This window comes from Streptomyces laculatispora, assembly GCF_017353455.1.
Classification (GTDB): domain Bacteria; phylum Actinomycetota; class Actinomycetes; order Streptomycetales; family Streptomycetaceae; genus Streptomyces; species Streptomyces laculatispora.
In genome coordinates, this window is the sequence record NZ_JAFMPZ010000138.1 from 1 (window position 1) to 16,966 (window position 16,966).

The following is a 16,966-nucleotide window of genomic DNA, read 5'->3' on the forward strand; positions in this document are numbered from 1 at the left end:
ACGACCTTGAGCGCGGTGTCCCAGAACATCTGCCGCGACCTCGAAGAGATGGACACCGCGCTCAAGGTCGTCACCGACACCTGGGACGGTGAGGCGCACAGCGAGTACGTGACGCTCCAGAACAAGTACCGGGGCAGGGCCGACGACATGAAGCGCCGCCTGGAGCAGGTGGCGAGGATCGTCGAGTCCGGCAAGGACCACTACCGCTTCACGGACCTCAAGTCCTCCCGCCTGTTCACCGAGGCGTACTGACCACCGGTCGCGCGGACCCGGCGGACACTCACGGCGGGCACACACGGCAATGGGCACGTTCACCCGAACGTGCCCATTGTGCGTACCGCGACTGCGAGCGCGACCGTGCCCCGCCGCTGCCCCGCCGCTTCGCTACGTGAGGTCGAACTCGCCGTCCCGGGCGCCCAGTACGAAGGCACGCCACTCGGCCTCGGTGTACCGCAGCACGGTCTCCGGATCCAGCGAGGACCTCATCGCCACCGCCCCGCCCGGCAGATGCGCGATCTCGACCCGCTCCTCCGCCTCTTCGGTGCCGGGCGCACTCAGCCATTCCACCCCCGAGATGTCGAGTGCGTACAGCTCGTCCTTCTCCGCCTGCGTGCCCATCGTCAAGGGTTCCTCTCCGTACGGTGGCTCTGCACGGCACCGTACAGGGCCCGTGCCGACGAGGGATCCGGTCAGCCATTTCGCAGCGCGCGGCACGGTTGTGTGCTCTCATGCACCGCGCCGCGTCAGCCTCGCCCGGGCAGCCGCCCGGTCTGCACCAGCGGGTTCCCCCGGCGCCGGGTGGCGAAGTACCCGCGCCCCGGCGGCATGGGCCGTCCGCGCACCGACCCGATCAGATCGCCCTCGGCCGGATCGCCGGACAGCACCACCCCCTGCGCGCCCAGCTCCTTGATCCGCTGCATGAACGCCTCGTACATGGAGCGCGAGGCCCCCGCCGAACTGCGCGCGATGACGAAACGCACCCCGGTGTCCCGGGCGAAGGGCAGGTACTCCGTCAGCGGGGCCAGCACACTGTCCGCGCCCGTCGCCACCAGGTCGTAGTCGTCGACGACGACGAAGATCCGCGGACCGGTCCACCAGCTGCGGTCGCGCAGCTGCTGCGGACTGACATCCGCCGGGGGCTGCCTGCGCGCGAACACACCTGCCAGCGCCTCCATGTGCATCCGCATCGCACTCGCCGTCGGCGCGTACTCCAGCAGATGGCTCTCCGGCAGCGCGCCCAGCAGCGACCGCCGGTAGTCGCCGACGACGAACCTGGCCTCGTCGGGGGAGTAGCGCTCCGCGATCTGCTTCGCGATCAGACGCAGCAGATTGGTCTTCCCCGACTCGCTCTCGCCGAAGACCAGGAAGAAGGGATCGGTGTCGAAGTCGACGAACACCGGCTCCAGTTCCGTCTCGTCGATACCGATCGCGATGCCCCGGTCCGGGAACTCGAACCCCTTCGGCAGCTGATCCGCGGGCAGCCTGCGCGGCAGCAGCCGTACGGCCGGGGCCGGCGCACCCGTCCAGCCCGCCCGCACCGCCGCGGTCAGCGCGGCCGTGCCGTCGGCCAGATCCGCCGCGCCCGCCACCGAGTCGATACGCGGCAGCGCACCCATGAAGTGCAGTTTCTCCGCCACCTGGCCACGGCCGGGCACCCCGGCCGGAACCCGGGCGGCGACCCCGCGGTCGAACTCGGAGTCCATGACATCGCCGAGCCGCAGTTCGAGCCGCCCGAGGATCTGGTCCTTCAGCGCGGCGCGCACCTCCAGGTAGCGGGCGGCCGACAGCACGACATGGACGCCGTAGCCGAGGCCGCGCGCGGCGATGTCGGTGACGACCTGCTCCAGCCCCTCGTACTCGGTCCGCAGCCCGCTCCAGCCGTCGATGACCAGGAACACGTCGCCCCACGCCTCGCCGGGCAGCTCATCGAGTGCGCGCCTGCGCCGGTAGGCCGCGACGGAGTCGAGGGAGTGGGCGCGGAAGAACTCCTCGCGCCCGGCCAGCACCCCCGCCACCTCGGCGACCGTACGCCGCACCCGCTCCGGGTCCAGCCGCGAGGCCATCGCCCCGACATGCGGCAGGTCCGCCAGCGAGGCGAGTCCCCCGCCACCGAAGTCGATTCCGTAGAACTGCACTTCGCGCGGGGTGTGGGTGAGCGCGAACGACGTGATCAGCGTACGCAGCAGCGTCGACTTGCCGGACCGCGGACCGCCGACCACCATCAGGTGCCCCGCCGCGCCGGAGAAGTCCAGGTGCAGCACCTCGCGCCGCTGCTCGAACGGCTTGTCGACCAGACCGAGGGGGACGGTCAGCCCGCCGGGCCGGCCGTACCCCGTGGCGGTGAACCCGCGGCCGTCGGACGCGGCGAGCCCCGGCAGCAGCTGATCCAGCGTCGGCGCCCGGTCCAGCGGCGGCAGCCACACCTGGTGGGCGGGGAGCCCCTGCCCCTCCAGCCGCCGCACGATCACATCGAGGACGGTGTCGGCGAGCGCGTCGTCCTCGGCGGCCGCCGGTGCGGGCCCCGGGTCCGGCGCCGCGTGGTCCACCGGCACCGGCAGCGCGCTGAAGACCGCGGCCCGCCGCTCGGCCGGAAGCCGTCCCGCGGGCAGAGCGGAACCGCCGGTGCGGTACGCCCCCGACACGTACGCCGCCTTGAACCGCGTCATCTCGTCCGTACCGGTCTTGAGGTAGCCGGAGCCGGGCACGGACGGCAGGTGGTAGGCGTCCGGCACCCCCAGCGCCGTGCGCGACTCCGCGGCCGAGAACGTGCGCAGCCCGATCCGGTACGAGAGATACGTCTCCAGACCCCGCAGCTTTCCCTCCTCCAGCCGCTGCGAGGCCAGCAGCAGGTGCACCCCCAGCGAACGGCCGATCCGGCCGATCTGGATGAACATGTCGATGAAGTCGGGCTTGGCGGTGAGCAGTTCGGAGAACTCGTCGATGACCAGGATCAGCGAGGCCAGCGGCTCCAGCGCCGCACCCGCCGCCCGCGCCTTCTCGTAGTCGTGGATTCCCGCGTAGTTGCCCGCCGAGCGCAGCAGCTCCTGGCGGCGCCGGAGCTCACCCCGGATCGCGTCGCCCATCCGGTCGACCAGCGCCAGGTCATCGGCCAGGTTGGTGATGACCGCGCCCACATGCGGCAGGTGCGACATCCCGGCGAACGTCGCACCGCCCTTGAAGTCCGCGAGCACGAAGTTCAGCGTCTCGGAGGGGTGCGTGACCGCGAGCCCCAGCACCAGCGTCCGCAGCAGCTCCGACTTCCCGGAACCCGTCGCACCGACACAGAGCCCGTGCGGCCCCATGCCGTCCCGCGCCGACTCCTTGAGGTCCAGCATCACCGGCAGACCGTCCTCGCCGACCCCGATCGGCACCCGCAGCCGCTCGGAGTCCGACCGCGGCCGCCGGCCGCGCGCCACGTCGACCGAACCCGCGTCACCCAGATCCAGCAGATCGGTGAAGTCCAGATCGGCCAGCAGCGGTTCGTCGTCCTCGCCCCCGCCCATCCTGAGCGGCGCCAGCTGCCGGGCCAGCGCCTCGGCCGCCGGCAGCGAGATGCCGTCCGGCACCCCTTCGCCCGCGGGCCCCGCACCGGACTCCAGCCGCAGCAGGCCGGGCCGCGCCAGCACGGACAGACCGTTGCGCGGCCTGTCGGGCTCGCCCGGCACCACCTCGACGATCGTCACGCCCTGCAGCCCCTCGGCCGCGGCGAACCGCGAGTCCGGCGGCACCGCGGCGCCGTCCAGGACCACCACGACGTGCGGCCTGTCCAGCAGCGGCCGGGCCTCGCGGCCGAACCGCGGCCGCCCCTCCAGCCGGTTCGCCAGCAACGGCTCCAGCTCACCCAGACCGTTCCCGAACAGCCGCTTCGAGCCGGCCCCGTCGACCTGACCGGGCACCTGCACGTGCGGCAGCCACTTGGTCCACTCCCAGCGCGCCACCGCACCGGGTCCCGCCACGACCGCGACCACCAGATCCTCGGGGGAGTGCAGCGCCACCAGCTGGGCCACCATCGCCCGTGCCGCGGACTGCGCCGACTCCGCCGGGCCGCACACCGTCACACGGTAGGACGCCCGCATCGAGACGGCCACCGGCAGCCCGTCCAACGAGCCGTGCACCGCCAGGAAACGCCGCATCGCGCCCGCGCACAGCGGCTCCAGCTCATCCGGCGGAGCGGTGTCCGGCGCCGACAGCGGCGTCGCCAGCCGCTGCCTCCCGAGCCCCAGCCGCACCTCGCCGAAGTCCTCGTCGCCGATCCGCCGTTCCCACACCCGGCCGCCCTCGGCGACCACCGACCACAGCTGCTCGGGAGCCGGGTGCAGATACAACCGCGCGTCCCGCTGGGCACGCGCGGTCCCGCGCACCACCATCCGCGTCCTCGCCAGGTACTTGAGGTAGTCACGCCGGACATCCGCCAACTGCCCCTGTGAACCCCGCCGGTGACGCACCAGCTGCGCGACGGCCATGCCGGCGGTCGACACCAGCATCAGCACACCCATGATCCGCATGAACGGGGGAGCCTGCGGCGAGAAGAAGAAGACCACCGACGAGCCCATGCCCAGCACCGGCAGAAGCTGCATCAGCAGGCCCTCCCGCTGCCCGCGCGGCAGTTCGGGTGGGGCCGTCAACGTCAGCTCGTCCGCGGGGACTTCCGGCGGCAGGGACCGCGGCGGTCGTTTCACGACGATCTGGCTCACCGGAACATCAATCCCTCAGTGCGGACGGGCGAAGGGCCGGGTGGATCCGCACCGGCGCCCCAATGGCTGCCTCTGCTCGCGGACTTGTCCTCCGCGCGACGGTGATCCTACGTGCCGAGGCCCCTTTCCCCCTCCCGGTAGGGTTGCGCGCGCACGGTGCGCAACCGCGAATCAGGGGGACCAGACACGTGAGTACGACTGCGGCGACCGGCTTCTGCCGTGTCACTGTCGTAGCGCCCGACAGCCGGATCGACGTCGCGCTGCCCGAGGACATCGCCGTCGCCGACGTCTACCCCGAGATCCTCCGCCTCACCGGCCGGACCCAGGCGGCCGGCACCCCCACCGGACACCACCTCGTACGCCGCGACGGTACGGTCCTCGACGGCGCCCGGACCCTCGCCGCCCAGCAGGTCCTCGACGGCGAACTCCTGCTGCTGCGCCCCTTCGCCCACTCCCTGCCGCCCGCCGTCTTCGACGACGTCTCCGACGCCGTCGCCTCGGCCGTCAGCCGCGACCGCCACCTCTGGAGCGACGACCTGCTGCGCGGCGCGGGCCTGGCGGGGGCCGTCCTGCTCCTCGTCCTGCTCGGCTTCGTCCTCTGGTCCGCCGACCCGGTCCGCCACGACACGCACGGCCTGCCCGGCATCGTCGCCGGCGCCGCGGGAGTGCTGCTCACCGCCTTCGCGGGGGTACGCGCCCGGGTCTACGCGGACCGCGCCGCCGCCGTCGCGGCCGGCCTCGGAGCCCTGCCCCTCGTCCTCGTCGCCGGCTCCGGCGTCATCGGGCCGGACGCCGGCCAGGGACCCGGCAGGCTGCAGTTCCTGCTCGGCTGCGTCGCCGTACTGATCGCCTCCGTCGTGCTGGTCGCCCTGACCCCCAGCGGCGACGCCCCGTTCGTCGCGACGGCCTTCCTCGCCACCGCCGGCACCCTGGCGGCCTTCGCCGCGATACTCACCGAGACCTCCGCCACCAGGGCCGCCGCCGTCTGCGCCCCGGTCGGCCTCGGACTCGTCGCCTTCCTTCCCGGCCTCTCCGCCCGCTTCGCCCGGCTGCCCATCGGATACGACGCACCGCGCTCCGCCCCGGGCGGCTACGGGGACCCTCTCGGCTCCCCGGACGCCGCGCCCGGCACCCCGGGCCCGCCCGTCGACGCCGACGGCATCGCGGACCGGGCCCGCCGCGGCCACGAGCTGCTGCTCGGCCTGGCCGGCGGGTGCGCGGCCCTCGTCGTCGCGGCCGCCGCCGTACTCGGCTTCTCCGACAGCCCCTGGGGCCGGCTGCTCGCCCTGTCGGCAGGACTCGCGCTGCTGCTGCGCGCCCGGCTCTTCCGCTACACCTCGCAGATCGTCTGCCTGCTGGCGGGGGGCGTCGGCGCGATCGCCCTGCTCATCCTCGGCCTCGCGCTGAACCCGCCCGCCGACCTGCTGGACGAGCTGACCCGGTACGGCGACCGCGGCTCCCTCGACCTCCGTACGATGTGGCTCTGCGCAGCCGTCGCCGCCGGCGCCGCCCTGCTCGTCGCGGTCGCCCTGATCGTGCCGCGCAAGGGCCTCTCCCCGTTCTGGGGCCGGCTCCTGGACCTGGCCGAGAGCGCGCTCCTGCTTTCCCTGGTCCCGCTCTGCCTGGCCGTCCTCGACGTCTTCGCCAGGGCCAGGGCCCTCACGGGCTGAGGCCCGTCGGGGCCGCTCCGAACGGCTGGTAGTCTGGCTGTGGCCGTTTGTGTACGCGTTCCCGGTTCGCTCTGGGAGCTGCGCTCATCGGACCTTCGCTCCCGAGTCACTCAAGCTCCCCTGAGATCAAGACCAGGGGCACTCGTGGGCGCATCGAACACCTAGAGGAGTACCGCGTGCCGCTCGACGCCGCTACGAAGAAGCAGATCATGACCGAGTTCGCGCAGAAGGAGGGCGACACCGGTTCCCCCGAGGTTCAGGTGGCCATGCTCTCCCGCCGCATCTCGGACCTGACGGAGCACCTCAAGACGCACAAGCACGACCACCACTCCCGTCGTGGTCTGCTGATCCTGGTCGGCCAGCGTCGCCGCCTTCTGCAGTACCTGGCCAAGAAGGACATCCAGCGCTTCCGTGCGCTCGTCGACCGCCTCGGCATCCGCCGTGGCGCGGCCGGCGGCGCCAAGTAAAGACGCTGTGAAAGGGAGCGGTGCCCACATCCAGGGGGCCGCTCCCTTTGCCGTACGTGCGGGACTGGGGTCAAGCTCAGTAACCTGGACGTACAACATCCAGACGAGGAGAGGCGCGCCCCACGGCCGCCGCCGGTCCTCGGTAGTGGCCCCCGGGACAACGCCCGGGAGCTTCGATCGAAGACCGGCCCCGCACACCCGGTGCGCCTCTCCGCACCGTCCTGCGCCACACGGGCGACAGGACGAAAGACGACGAGTATGGAGAAATCACTAGTGGAGAACGAGACCCACTACGCCGAGGCCGTTATCGACAACGGAACCTTCGGCACCCGCACCATCCGCTTCGAGACGGGCCGCCTGGCCAAGCAGGCCGCCGGCTCCGCCGTCGCGTACCTGGACGACGACACCATGGTGCTGTCGGCCACCACCGCTTCCAAGCGGCCCAAGGACCAGCTCGACTTCTTCCCCCTCACGGTGGACGTCGAGGAGCGGCAGTACGCCGCCGGCAAGATCCCCGGCTCCTTCTTCCGCCGGGAGGGCCGCCCCTCCGAGGACGCGATCCTCACCTGCCGCCTGATCGACCGGCCGCTGCGCCCCTCCTTCAAGAAGGGCCTGCGCAACGAGATCCAGATCGTCGAGACGATCATGGCGCTCAACCCCGACCACCTGTACGACGTGGTCGCGATCAACGCCGCCTCCGCCTCCACGATCCTGGCGGGCCTGCCCTTCTCCGGCCCCATCGGCGCCACCCGCGTCGCCCTGATCAAGGGCCAGTGGGTCGCCTTCCCGACGCACACCGAGCTCGAGGACGCCGTCTTCGACATGGTCGTCGCCGGTCGCGTCCTGGAGGACGGCGACGTCGCGATCATGATGGTCGAGGCCGAGGCCACCGAGAAGACCATCCAGCTCGTCCAGGACGGCGCCGAGGCCCCGACCGAAGAGGTCGTCGCCGCCGGTCTGGAAGCCGCGAAGCCCTTCATCAAGGCGCTCTGCAAGGCCCAGTCCGACCTCGCCGCCAAGGCTGCCAAGCCCACCGGTGAGTTCCCGGTCTTCCTCGACTACCAGGACGACGTCCTGGAGGCGCTCAGCAAGGCCGTCAGCACCGAGCTCGCCAAGGCGCTCACCATCGCCGGCAAGCAGGAGCGCGAGGCGGAGCTCGACCGCATCAAGGAGATCGCGGGCGAGAAGCTCCTTCCGGCCTTCGAGGGCCGCGAGAAGGAGATCTCCGGTGCCTACCGCGCGCTGACCAAGAAGCTGGTCCGCGAGCGCGTCATCAAGGACAAGGTCCGCATCGACGGCCGCGGCGTCACGGACATCCGTACGCTCGCCGCCGAGGTCGAGGCCATCCCGCGCGTGCACGGCTCGGCGCTCTTCGAGCGTGGCGAGACCCAGATCCTGGGCGTCACCACCCTCAACATGCTCCGTATGGAGCAGCAGCTGGACACCCTCTCCCCGGTGACCCGCAAGCGCTACATGCACAACTACAACTTCCCGCCGTACTCCGTCGGTGAGACCGGCCGCGTGGGCTCGCCCAAGCGCCGCGAGATCGGCCACGGCGCGCTCGCCGAGCGCGCCATCGTGCCGGTGCTGCCGTCGCGCGAGGAGTTCCCCTACGCGATCCGCCAGGTCTCCGAGGCGCTGGGCTCCAACGGCTCGACGTCCATGGGCTCGGTCTGCGCCTCCACCATGTCGCTGCTGAACGCCGGTGTGCCCCTCAAGGCCGCCGTCGCCGGTATCGCCATGGGCCTGATCTCGCAGGAGATCGACGGCAAGACCCACTACGTCGCCCTCACCGACATCCTCGGTGCGGAGGACGCGTTCGGTGACATGGACTTCAAGGTCGCCGGCACGAAGCAGTTCGTGACCGCGCTCCAGCTCGACACCAAGCTCGACGGCATCCCCGCCTCGGTCCTGGCCGCCGCGCTGAAGCAGGCCCGTGACGCCCGCCTCCACATCCTCGATGTGATGAACGAGGCCATCGACGTCCCGGACGAGATGTCCCCGAACGCCCCGCGGATCATCACCGTCAAGATCCCGGTGGACAAGATCGGTGAGGTCATCGGCCCCAAGGGCAAGATGATCAACCAGATCCAGGAGGACACCGGCGCCGACATCACGATCGAGGACGACGGCACCATCTACATCGGTGCCCAGCAGGGCTCGCAGGCCGAGGCCGCGCGCGCCACGATCAACGCGATCGCCAACCCGACCATGCCGGAGGTCGGCGAGCGCTACCTGGGTACGGTCGTCAAGACCACCACCTTCGGTGCGTTCGTCTCCCTGATGCCCGGCAAGGACGGCCTGCTGCACATCTCGCAGATCCGCAAGCTCGCCGGTGGCAAGCGCGTGGAGAACGTCGAGGACGTGCTCGGCGTCGGTGCCAAGGTCCAGGTCGAGATCGCCGAGATCGACTCCCGCGGCAAGCTCTCGCTGATCCCGGTCGTCGAGGGTGAAGAGGACGAGAAGAAGGACGACGCCGCCAAGTGACGTCCCGTAGTTCCGTGACGACGGCCCGCACCTCCTCGGAGGCGCGGGCCGTCGCCCGTACCCAAACGCTTCTCAAGGGCACCAACGGCATCGGAACGGTCCGCCGCACGGTACTTCCCGGCGGCCTGCGGATCGTCACCGAGACCCTGCCCTCCGTACGCTCCGCCACCTTCGGGATCTGGGCCAACGTCGGATCACGCGACGAGACCCCGACCCTGAACGGCGCGACGCACTACCTCGAGCACCTCCTCTTCAAGGGCACCGGCAAGCGCAGCGCCCTGGACATCTCCTCCGCCATCGACGCGGTCGGCGGCGAGATGAACGCCTTCACGGCGAAGGAGTACACCTGCTACTACGCGCGGGTCCTCGACACGGACCTGCCGCTGGCCATCGATGTCGTCTGCGACATGCTGACCGGCTCGCTGATCGCCCCTGAGGACGTCGACGCCGAACGCGGCGTCATCCTTGAGGAGATCGCGATGACGGAGGACGACCCGGGCGACTGCGTGCACGACCTGTTCGCGCACACCATGCTCGGCGACACCCCGCTGGGACGCCCGGTCCTCGGCACGGTCGACACGATCAACGCGCTGAACCGCGGCCAGATCGCCCGCTTCTACAAGAAGCACTACGACCCCACGCACCTCGTCGTCGCGGCAGCGGGCAACGTCGACCACGCCACGGTCGTCCGCCAGGTCCGCAGGGCCTTCGAGCGGGCCGGCGCGCTGTCCCGCACGGACGCCGTCCCCACGCCGCCGCGCGAGGGCTCCCGCACGCTGCGCACCGCGGGCCGGGTCGAACTGCTGGGCCGCAAGACCGAGCAGGCCCACGTCGTCCTCGGTATGCCGGGACTGGCCCGCACCGACGAGCGCCGCTGGGCGCTCGGCGTACTCAACACCGCCCTCGGCGGCGGAATGAGTTCCCGCCTCTTCCAGGAGGTACGGGAGAAGCGCGGCCTCGCCTACAGCGTGTACTCGTACACCTCGGGCTTCGCCGACTGCGGCCTCTTCGGCGTGTACGCGGGCTGCCGCCCGAGCCAGGTGCACGACGTCCTCAAGATCTGCCGCGACGAGCTCGACCGCGTCGCGTCGGACGGACTGGACGACGAGGAGATCAGCCGCGCCATCGGCCAGCTCTCCGGGTCCACGGTCCTCGGCCTGGAGGACACCGGCGCGCTGATGAACCGCATAGGCAAGAGCGAACTGTGCTGGGGCGAGCAGATGTCGGTCGACGACATGCTGGCCCGAATCGCACAGGTCACGCCGGACGACGTCCGGTCGGTGGCGGGCGAGGTCCTCGGACACCGCCCCTCGCTGTCGGTCATCGGCCCGCTCAAGGACAAGCAGGCGGACCGTCTGCACGAGTCAGTCGCCTAGCCACCTCGTCACCCGAAAGAAGTAAGCATGAGCAAGCTGCGCGTAGCCGTTCTCGGTGCCAGGGGCCGTATCGGCTCCGAGGCGGTACGAGCCGTCGAGGCCGCCGACGACCTGGAGCTGGTGGCCGCACTCGGCCGCGGCGACAAGCCGGAGACCCTCCTGGACACCGGCGCCCAGGTCGTCGTCGAGCTCACCACCCCGGCGTCGGTGATGGAGAATCTCGACTTCTGCATCCGGCACGGCATCCACGCGGTGGTCGGCACCACCGGCTGGACCGACGAACGGCTCGCGCAGCTGAACACCTGGCTCTCCGGCTCACCGGAGACCGGTGTGCTCATCGCGCCGAACTTCTCCATCGGCGCGGTTCTCACGATGAAGTTCGCCCAGCAGGCCGCACGCTACTTCGAGTCGGTCGAGGTCATCGAGCTCCACCACCCGAACAAGGCCGACGCCCCCTCCGGCACCGCGGCCCGCACCGCCCAGCTCATCGCCGCGGCGCGCCGCGAGGCGGGCAGCGCACCCCAGCCCGACGCCACCACGACGGCACTGGACGGGGCGCGCGGGGCGGACGTCGACGGAATCCCGGTCCACTCGGTCCGGCTCCGCGGTCTGCTCGCCCACCAGGAGGTGCTGCTCGGGAGCGAGGGCGAGACCCTCACCATCCGGCACGACTCGCTGCACCACAGCAGCTTCATGCCGGGCATCCTGCTCGGTGCACGCCGCGTGCCGACCGCTCCGGGCCTCACGTTCGGCCTGGAAAACTTCCTCGACCTGAACTGACTGAGCCCACCGCCATGCGCGCAAAGATCACGTACACCGTCACCGCTGCCGTCCTGGTCTTCTACTTCCTCCTGGCCGGCAGCCGTGGCGTCCTGCTCATCCGGCACGGCACGCTGCTCACGGTGACCTTCGGGGTCGCGGTGCTGATCCTGCCGCTGATCGGCATCTGGTTCCTCTGGAAGAACACCCAGTTCGTCCGGCGGGCCAACGCCCTGGCCGCCGAACTCGACGCGGAGGGCGGGCTGCCGGTCGACGACCTGGCCCGCACCCCGAGCGGCCGCATCGACCGCGACTCCGCCGACGCGGCGTTCGTCCGCCGGCAGGCGGAGACGGAGGACACGCCGGACGACTGGCGCTGCTGGTTCCGCCTGGCCGTCGCCTATCAGGACGCCCGGGACACCCCGCGGGCCCGCAAGGCCATGCAACGGGCCATCGCCCTGCGCAGCCGCGCCGCAGGCGCCTCAAGCCAGGCAGACACCTCCAGCCCGTCCGGCGTTTGAGGACATAAAAAAGCCGTCCGGTGGCTGAGGTCACCCTCAGCCACCGGACGGCGACGCCTACTGCTGCCGGTACTCGTCCCCCCACGCCTCAATCGTGTCGGCAGCCCGGTCGAACGCCTCGCCCCGCGTCAGGAAGTCCGCGTTGGAGTCCGTGAGCAGCGGCGGCACCGCGTCGCCACCCCTGCGTACGACGATCAGGGCCTGGCCCTGAACCGTCCGGGGGAACCCGAGCCACTTCACCGGCTGCTGCACCGTACGGACTGCCGTGGCACGGTTCCACGGCACGGTCGTCGTCCGGAAGAAGCCGACGCGGCGCACGCCGTGCCGGCTCACCCACGCGCCGATCCGCAGCATCCGCAGGGCACAGATGATCACCGCGAGGGCGAGCGCGAGACATGCCCCCGCCGCGGGCAGGCCCCCGGTAAACGCGATGATCATCCCCGCGAACAGGATGAACGAGGCGAGCAGCAGCAGGGCGGCCGCAGCAGCGACCCGCCACGGTCCGGGGCGGTAGGGACGCCGCCAGCTGTCGTGGTCGTCGAACGGCAGCGCGACATCCTCAGCGCTCGCGTCGAACGCCCGGTCGGCCGTCAGGAAGGGCAGGGGCACGACTGATCCTCACTCACAAGCACGCTCGATTGCTGTGCCCGGTGAGGCTACCGAGGGGGTGACCGGCCGTACCACCCAGGGGGCCCGTACGAGTCAGTGCCCCGGTGCTGCCTCGGTCTGCTGGCTGTGCGACGGGGACTGAACGGGTGCCAGGGCGGGAAGGCCGAGCAGCAGTGATCCGGCCAGCCCTGCGATCACGGCGAACCCGACGAGGCTGCGGGCCGCAAGCTCGGAGACGGTGGTGCGCTCCCGGGGCGGCGGTGTGACGTTGCTGCGGAATCGGTCGGCCTCGGCCACGAAAGAGAACGGGACGGCTTCACGCCGGCGGAACATGAGGAAACTCTCCTTGAACTCTGTTTCGAGTGGTGCTACAGAGTCAGACGTATGGCGAGCCCGATCGGTGCCCCGAATCGCCGAATTGGTCGAAAGAATCCTCGAACGGGCGGTGCCGACGGCGTTGTCAGTGGCGGCCCGTAGAGTGGGCGCCGCCCGAGCGACGCCATTGGAAGGACCCCGCCGGTGACCGAGACCCCCGAGCCCGCAAAGCCCAGCTTCCGCAGCGATGTCACCGTTGACCTGGTGAAACATGCCGCAGGCGACTCCGATGTGCTCTTCGCCGCCCGTGTCTCCACGGCCGGTGAGCAGTCACTGGAGGAGGTCACCAAGGATCCTGAGCGCTCCAAGGGGCTCATCAACTACCTGATGCGGGACCGGCACGGAAGCCCGTTCGAGCACAACTCGATGACCTTCTTCATCAGCGCCCCGATCTTCGTCTTCCGCGAGTTCATGCGGCACCGCGTCGGCTGGTCGTACAACGAGGAATCGGGCCGCTACAGGGAGCTGGAGCCGGTCTTCTACGTTCCGGGGGAGTCCCGCAAGCTCGTCCAGCAGGGGCGTCCCGGCAAGTACGAGTTCGTCGAGGGCACCGAGGCCCAGCAGGAGCTCACCGGCCGCGTCATGGAGGACTCGTACCTCCAGGCGTACGAGGCCTACCAGGAGATGCTCGCCGCAGGCGTGGCCCGCGAGGTGGCCCGCGCGGTTCTCCCGGTCGGCCTGTTCTCCTCGATGTACGCCACGTGCAACGCCCGCTCGCTGATGCATTTCCTCGGCCTGCGCACCCAGCACGAGCTGGCGAAGGTCCCGTCCTTCCCGCAGCGCGAGATCGAAATGGTCGGCGAGCAGATGGAGGCGCACTGGGCGGGGCTCATGCCGCTGACCCATGCAGCGTTCAACAAGAATGGACGCGTCGCTCCATAGGCGGTGTCCGTATTGCGGCGTTTCGTGAAGTTCATCTAGGCTGATCAAACGGACCCGGCACTGCTTGAACCCCCGAGCAGGCAGTGCCGGGCTCCTATCGCTTGTCCCCCCGAGGGGACACTGCGCGCCGAGCAACGAGTAGCGTGTTACCCATGGCTCCGATCTCCACTCCGCAGACCCCCTTCGGGCGGGTCCTCACCGCTATGGTCACGCCCTTCACGGCGGACGGCGCACTCGACCTCGACGGCGCACAGCGGCTCGCCACCCATCTGGTGGACGCAGGCAACGACGGCCTGATCGTCAACGGCACCACCGGCGAGTCCCCGACCACCAGCGACGCGGAGAAAGACCAGCTCGTAAGGGCTGTGCTGGAAGCAGTGGGAGACCGGGCGCACGTGGTCGCCGGCATCGGGACCAACGACACCCGCCACAGCGTCGAGCTCGCCCGCACGGCCGAGCGAACCGGCGCTCACGGCCTCCTCGCGGTGACGCCGTACTACAACAAGCCTCCGCAGGAGGGGCTGCTGCGGCACTTCACGGCGATCGCGGACACCACCGGCCTGCCGGTGATGCTCTACGACATCCCCGGCCGCAGTGGTGTGCCGATCGACACAGAGACGCTCGTGCGGCTCGCGGAGCACCCGCGCATCGTGGCCAACAAGGACGCCAAGGGCGACCTCGGCCGCGCCAGCTGGGCCATCGCCCAGTCGGGCCTCGCCTGGTACTCCGGCGACGACATGCTGAACCTCCCGCTCCTCTCGGTCGGCGCGGTCGGCCTCGTCTCCGTCGTCGGCCATGTCGTCACCCCGGACCTGCGGGCTCTCGTCGAGGCGTTCCTGGGCGGTGACGTCCAGAAGGCCACGGAGATCCACCAGAAGCTGCTGCCCGTCTTCACCGGCATGTTCCGTACCCAGGGTGTGATCACCACCAAGGCCGCACTGACCCTCCAGGGTCTCCCCGCGGGCCCGCTGCGGCTCCCCCTGGTGGAACTCTCCGCACACGAAACGGCGCAGCTCAAGATCGATCTCGCCGCCGGTGGGGTACAGCTGTAACCACAGACTTCACAACTGAATACGCGAAGAACACTCGCAAGAGGGCAACACCCCAAGACAACAGCAAGTGCACGAATGACATGCGCGCCACGTGCCCAAGCGGTACGTGGCGCGTGTGGTAAGGAGAGTCTTTTGAGTCATCCGCATCCTGAACTCGGCACCCCGCCGAAGCTCCCGAAGGGCGCCCTTCGGGTCACCCCGCTGGGCGGCCTCGGCGAAATCGGCCGCAACATGACGGTCTTCGAGTACGGCGGCCGCCTGCTCATCGTCGACTGCGGCGTGCTCTTCCCGGAGGAGGAGCAGCCCGGAATCGACCTGATCCTTCCGGACTTCACGACGATCCGGGACCGTCTCGACGACATCGAGGGCATCGTCCTCACGCACGGCCACGAGGACCACATCGGTGGTGTCCCGTATCTGCTGCGCCTGAAGGCGGACATCCCGCTGATCGGCTCCAAGCTGACCCTCGCGCTCATCGAGGCGAAGCTCCAGGAGCACCGCATCCGTCCGTACACCCTTGAGGTCACGGAGGGCCAGCGCGAGCGCATCGGCGTCTTCGACTGCGAGTTCATCGCGGTCAACCACTCCATCCCGGACGCTCTCGCGGTCGCCATCCGCACTCCTGCGGGCATGGCCGTCGCCACCGGTGACTTCAAGATGGACCAGCTGCCGCTGGACGGCCGCCTCACCGACCTGCACGCCTTCGCGCGGCTGAGTGAGGAGGGCATCGACCTGCTGCTCTCCGACTCGACCAACGCGGAGGTCCCCGGCTTCGTACCGCCCGAGCGGGACATCTCGAACGTCCTGCGCACGGTCTTCGCCAATGCCCAGAAGCGGATCATCGTGGCGAGCTTCGCCAGCCACGTGCACCGCATCCAGCAGATCCTCGACGCGGCCCACGAATACGGCCGCAGGGTCGCCTTCGTCGGACGGTCGATGGTCCGGAACATGGGCATCGCCCGTGACCTGGGCTATCTGAAGGTTCCCGCGGGCCTGGTCGTCGACGTCAAGACCCTCGACGACCTGCCGGACGACGAGGTCGTGCTGGTCTGCACGGGTTCGCAGGGCGAGCCCATGGCGGCCCTGTCCCGGATGGCCAACCGCGACCACCAGATCCGGATCGTCCAGGGTGACACGGTCATCCTGGCGTCGTCGCTGATCCCCGGCAACGAGAACGCGGTCTACCGCGTGATCAACGGTCTGACCCGCTGGGGCGCCAACGTCATCCACAAGGGCAACGCCAAGGTCCACGTCTCGGGTCATGCCTCGGCCGGCGAGCTGCTGTACTTCTACAACATCTGCAAGCCGAAGAACCTGATGCCGGTCCACGGCGAATGGCGCCACCTCAGGGCCAACGCCGAACTGGGCGCCCTCACCGGCGTACCGAAGGACCACATCGTCATCGCCGAGGACGGCGTGGTCGTCGACCTGATCGACGGCAAGGCCAAGATCGTCGGCAAGGTCCAGGCGGGCTATGTGTACGTGGACGGCCTCTCGGTCGGCGACGTCACCGAGACCTCTCTCAAGGACCGCCGCATCCTCGGTGACGAGGGCATCATCTCCGTGTTCATCGTGGTCGACAGCTCCTCCGGCAAGATCGTGGGCGGCCCCCACATCCAGGCCCGGGGCTCAGGCATCGACGACTCGGCCTTCAGCGCGGTCGTACCGAAGGTCCAGGACGCACTCAACAAGTCGGCCCAGGACGGCGTGATGGAGCCGCACCAGCTCCAGCAGCTGGTCCGCCGCACGGTGGGCAAGTGGGTCTCCGACACCTACCGCCGGCGTCCGATGATCCTTCCCGTCGTCGTCGAGGTCTGACCCCGACAGGCGCGAACTCCGGAGCGGGGCCCCCGATTTGCATCGGGGAGCCCCGCTCCAGTAGGTTTACGGCTCCGCCTCACCGGGAAGCACCGCGCGCACTCGTGCGCCGCGAGCCTCCCTCAGAGGATGGAAATTCCGACTCAGAAGTTCTGATAAAGTCGGATCAGCCGAAAGGCAAGGCCACTTCAACGGCCACTGGAAATCGAATTCGAACCGGAAACGGAACGAAATTGAGTCTGGTAAGGTTGGAACC

General features: G+C 70.0%; 14 protein-coding genes. 10 read left to right on the plus strand and 4 right to left on the minus strand.

Translation table 11 applies throughout. The features are described from left to right. Positions 1-6 precede the first annotated feature (6 nt). Positions 7-252 (plus strand): WXG100 family type VII secretion target, encoded by a 246-nt coding sequence (locus J1C73_RS08200; protein WP_242643890.1) that lies wholly within the window; start codon positions 7-9, stop codon positions 250-252. 132 nt (positions 253-384) lie between these two features. On the opposite strand, the gene J1C73_RS08205 is transcribed toward J1C73_RS08200, so the two are convergent. Together J1C73_RS08205 and eccCa are read right to left on the minus strand one after the other, a co-directional pair. Beyond that, a complete protein-coding gene (locus J1C73_RS08205) occupies positions 385-618 on the minus strand; it encodes a DUF397 domain-containing protein (protein ID WP_123462661.1) in 234 nt (77 codons plus the stop codon). A 125-nt stretch (positions 619-743) separates the two neighbouring features. Continuing rightward, the gene (eccCa, locus tag J1C73_RS08210) at positions 744-4,694 is read right to left on the minus strand and encodes a type VII secretion protein EccCa (RefSeq protein WP_207315759.1); all 3,951 of its coding nucleotides are present in this window, start codon (positions 4,692-4,694) and stop codon (positions 744-746) included. 188 nt (positions 4,695-4,882) lie between these two features. Between eccCa and eccD the strand changes: the two genes are divergently transcribed. The 6 genes from eccD to J1C73_RS08240 all read left to right on the plus strand — a co-directional run bounded on the left by eccD (position 4,883) and on the right by J1C73_RS08240 (position 11,974). Continuing rightward, positions 4,883-6,364, plus strand: a complete 1,482-nt coding sequence (gene eccD / locus J1C73_RS08215) for a type VII secretion integral membrane protein EccD (protein WP_207315760.1) — start codon at positions 4,883-4,885, stop codon at positions 6,362-6,364. A gap of 176 nt (positions 6,365-6,540) precedes the next feature. Next, a complete protein-coding gene (rpsO, locus tag J1C73_RS08220; RefSeq protein WP_018551846.1) occupies positions 6,541-6,831 on the plus strand; it encodes a 30S ribosomal protein S15 in 291 nt (96 codons plus the stop codon). Positions 6,832-7,104: 273 nt separating this feature from the next. Further along, positions 7,105-9,318 carry a polyribonucleotide nucleotidyltransferase gene (locus J1C73_RS08225; protein ID WP_207315761.1) on the plus strand — a complete coding sequence of 738 codons (2,214 nt, stop codon included), beginning with the start codon at positions 7,105-7,107 and terminating at the stop codon, positions 9,316-9,318. Beyond that, positions 9,315-10,694 (plus strand): M16 family metallopeptidase, encoded by a 1,380-nt coding sequence (locus tag J1C73_RS08230; RefSeq protein WP_124285368.1) that lies wholly within the window; start codon positions 9,315-9,317, stop codon positions 10,692-10,694. Before J1C73_RS08225 ends, J1C73_RS08230 begins: the two co-directional genes overlap by 4 nt. A gap of 27 nt (positions 10,695-10,721) precedes the next feature. Next, complete coding sequence (gene dapB, locus J1C73_RS08235; RefSeq protein ID WP_123462672.1) at positions 10,722-11,474, plus strand: 4-hydroxy-tetrahydrodipicolinate reductase; 753 nt, start codon at positions 10,722-10,724, stop codon at positions 11,472-11,474. Between the two features lie 14 nt (positions 11,475-11,488). Further along, positions 11,489-11,974 carry a hypothetical protein gene (locus tag J1C73_RS08240; RefSeq protein ID WP_207315762.1) on the plus strand — a complete coding sequence of 162 codons (486 nt, stop codon included), beginning with the start codon at positions 11,489-11,491 and terminating at the stop codon, positions 11,972-11,974. Positions 11,975-12,031: 57 nt separating this feature from the next. Here J1C73_RS08240 and J1C73_RS08245 read toward each other — a convergent pair whose 3' ends face one another. Continuing rightward, positions 12,032-12,583 (minus strand): SCO5741 family PH domain-containing membrane protein, encoded by a 552-nt coding sequence (locus J1C73_RS08245; RefSeq protein WP_207315763.1) that lies wholly within the window; start codon positions 12,581-12,583, stop codon positions 12,032-12,034. A gap of 93 nt (positions 12,584-12,676) precedes the next feature. Beyond that, entirely contained in the window at positions 12,677-12,916 is a 240-nt protein-coding gene (locus J1C73_RS08250) for a hypothetical protein (protein WP_207315764.1), read from the minus strand. A gap of 186 nt (positions 12,917-13,102) precedes the next feature. On the opposite strand from J1C73_RS08250, the gene thyX reads away from it, so the two are divergent. The 3 genes from thyX to J1C73_RS08265 all read left to right on the plus strand — a co-directional run bounded on the left by thyX (position 13,103) and on the right by J1C73_RS08265 (position 16,710). Then, positions 13,103-13,840, plus strand: a complete 738-nt coding sequence (gene thyX / locus J1C73_RS08255) for an FAD-dependent thymidylate synthase (protein ID WP_123462680.1) — start codon at positions 13,103-13,105, stop codon at positions 13,838-13,840. Positions 13,841-13,992: 152 nt separating this feature from the next. Further along, the gene (dapA, locus tag J1C73_RS08260; RefSeq protein WP_207315765.1) at positions 13,993-14,892 is read left to right on the plus strand and encodes a 4-hydroxy-tetrahydrodipicolinate synthase; all 900 of its coding nucleotides are present in this window, start codon (positions 13,993-13,995) and stop codon (positions 14,890-14,892) included. Positions 14,893-15,024: 132 nt separating this feature from the next. Then, a complete protein-coding gene (locus J1C73_RS08265) occupies positions 15,025-16,710 on the plus strand; it encodes a ribonuclease J (protein WP_123462684.1) in 1,686 nt (561 codons plus the stop codon). Positions 16,711-16,966: the final 256 nt, after the last annotated feature.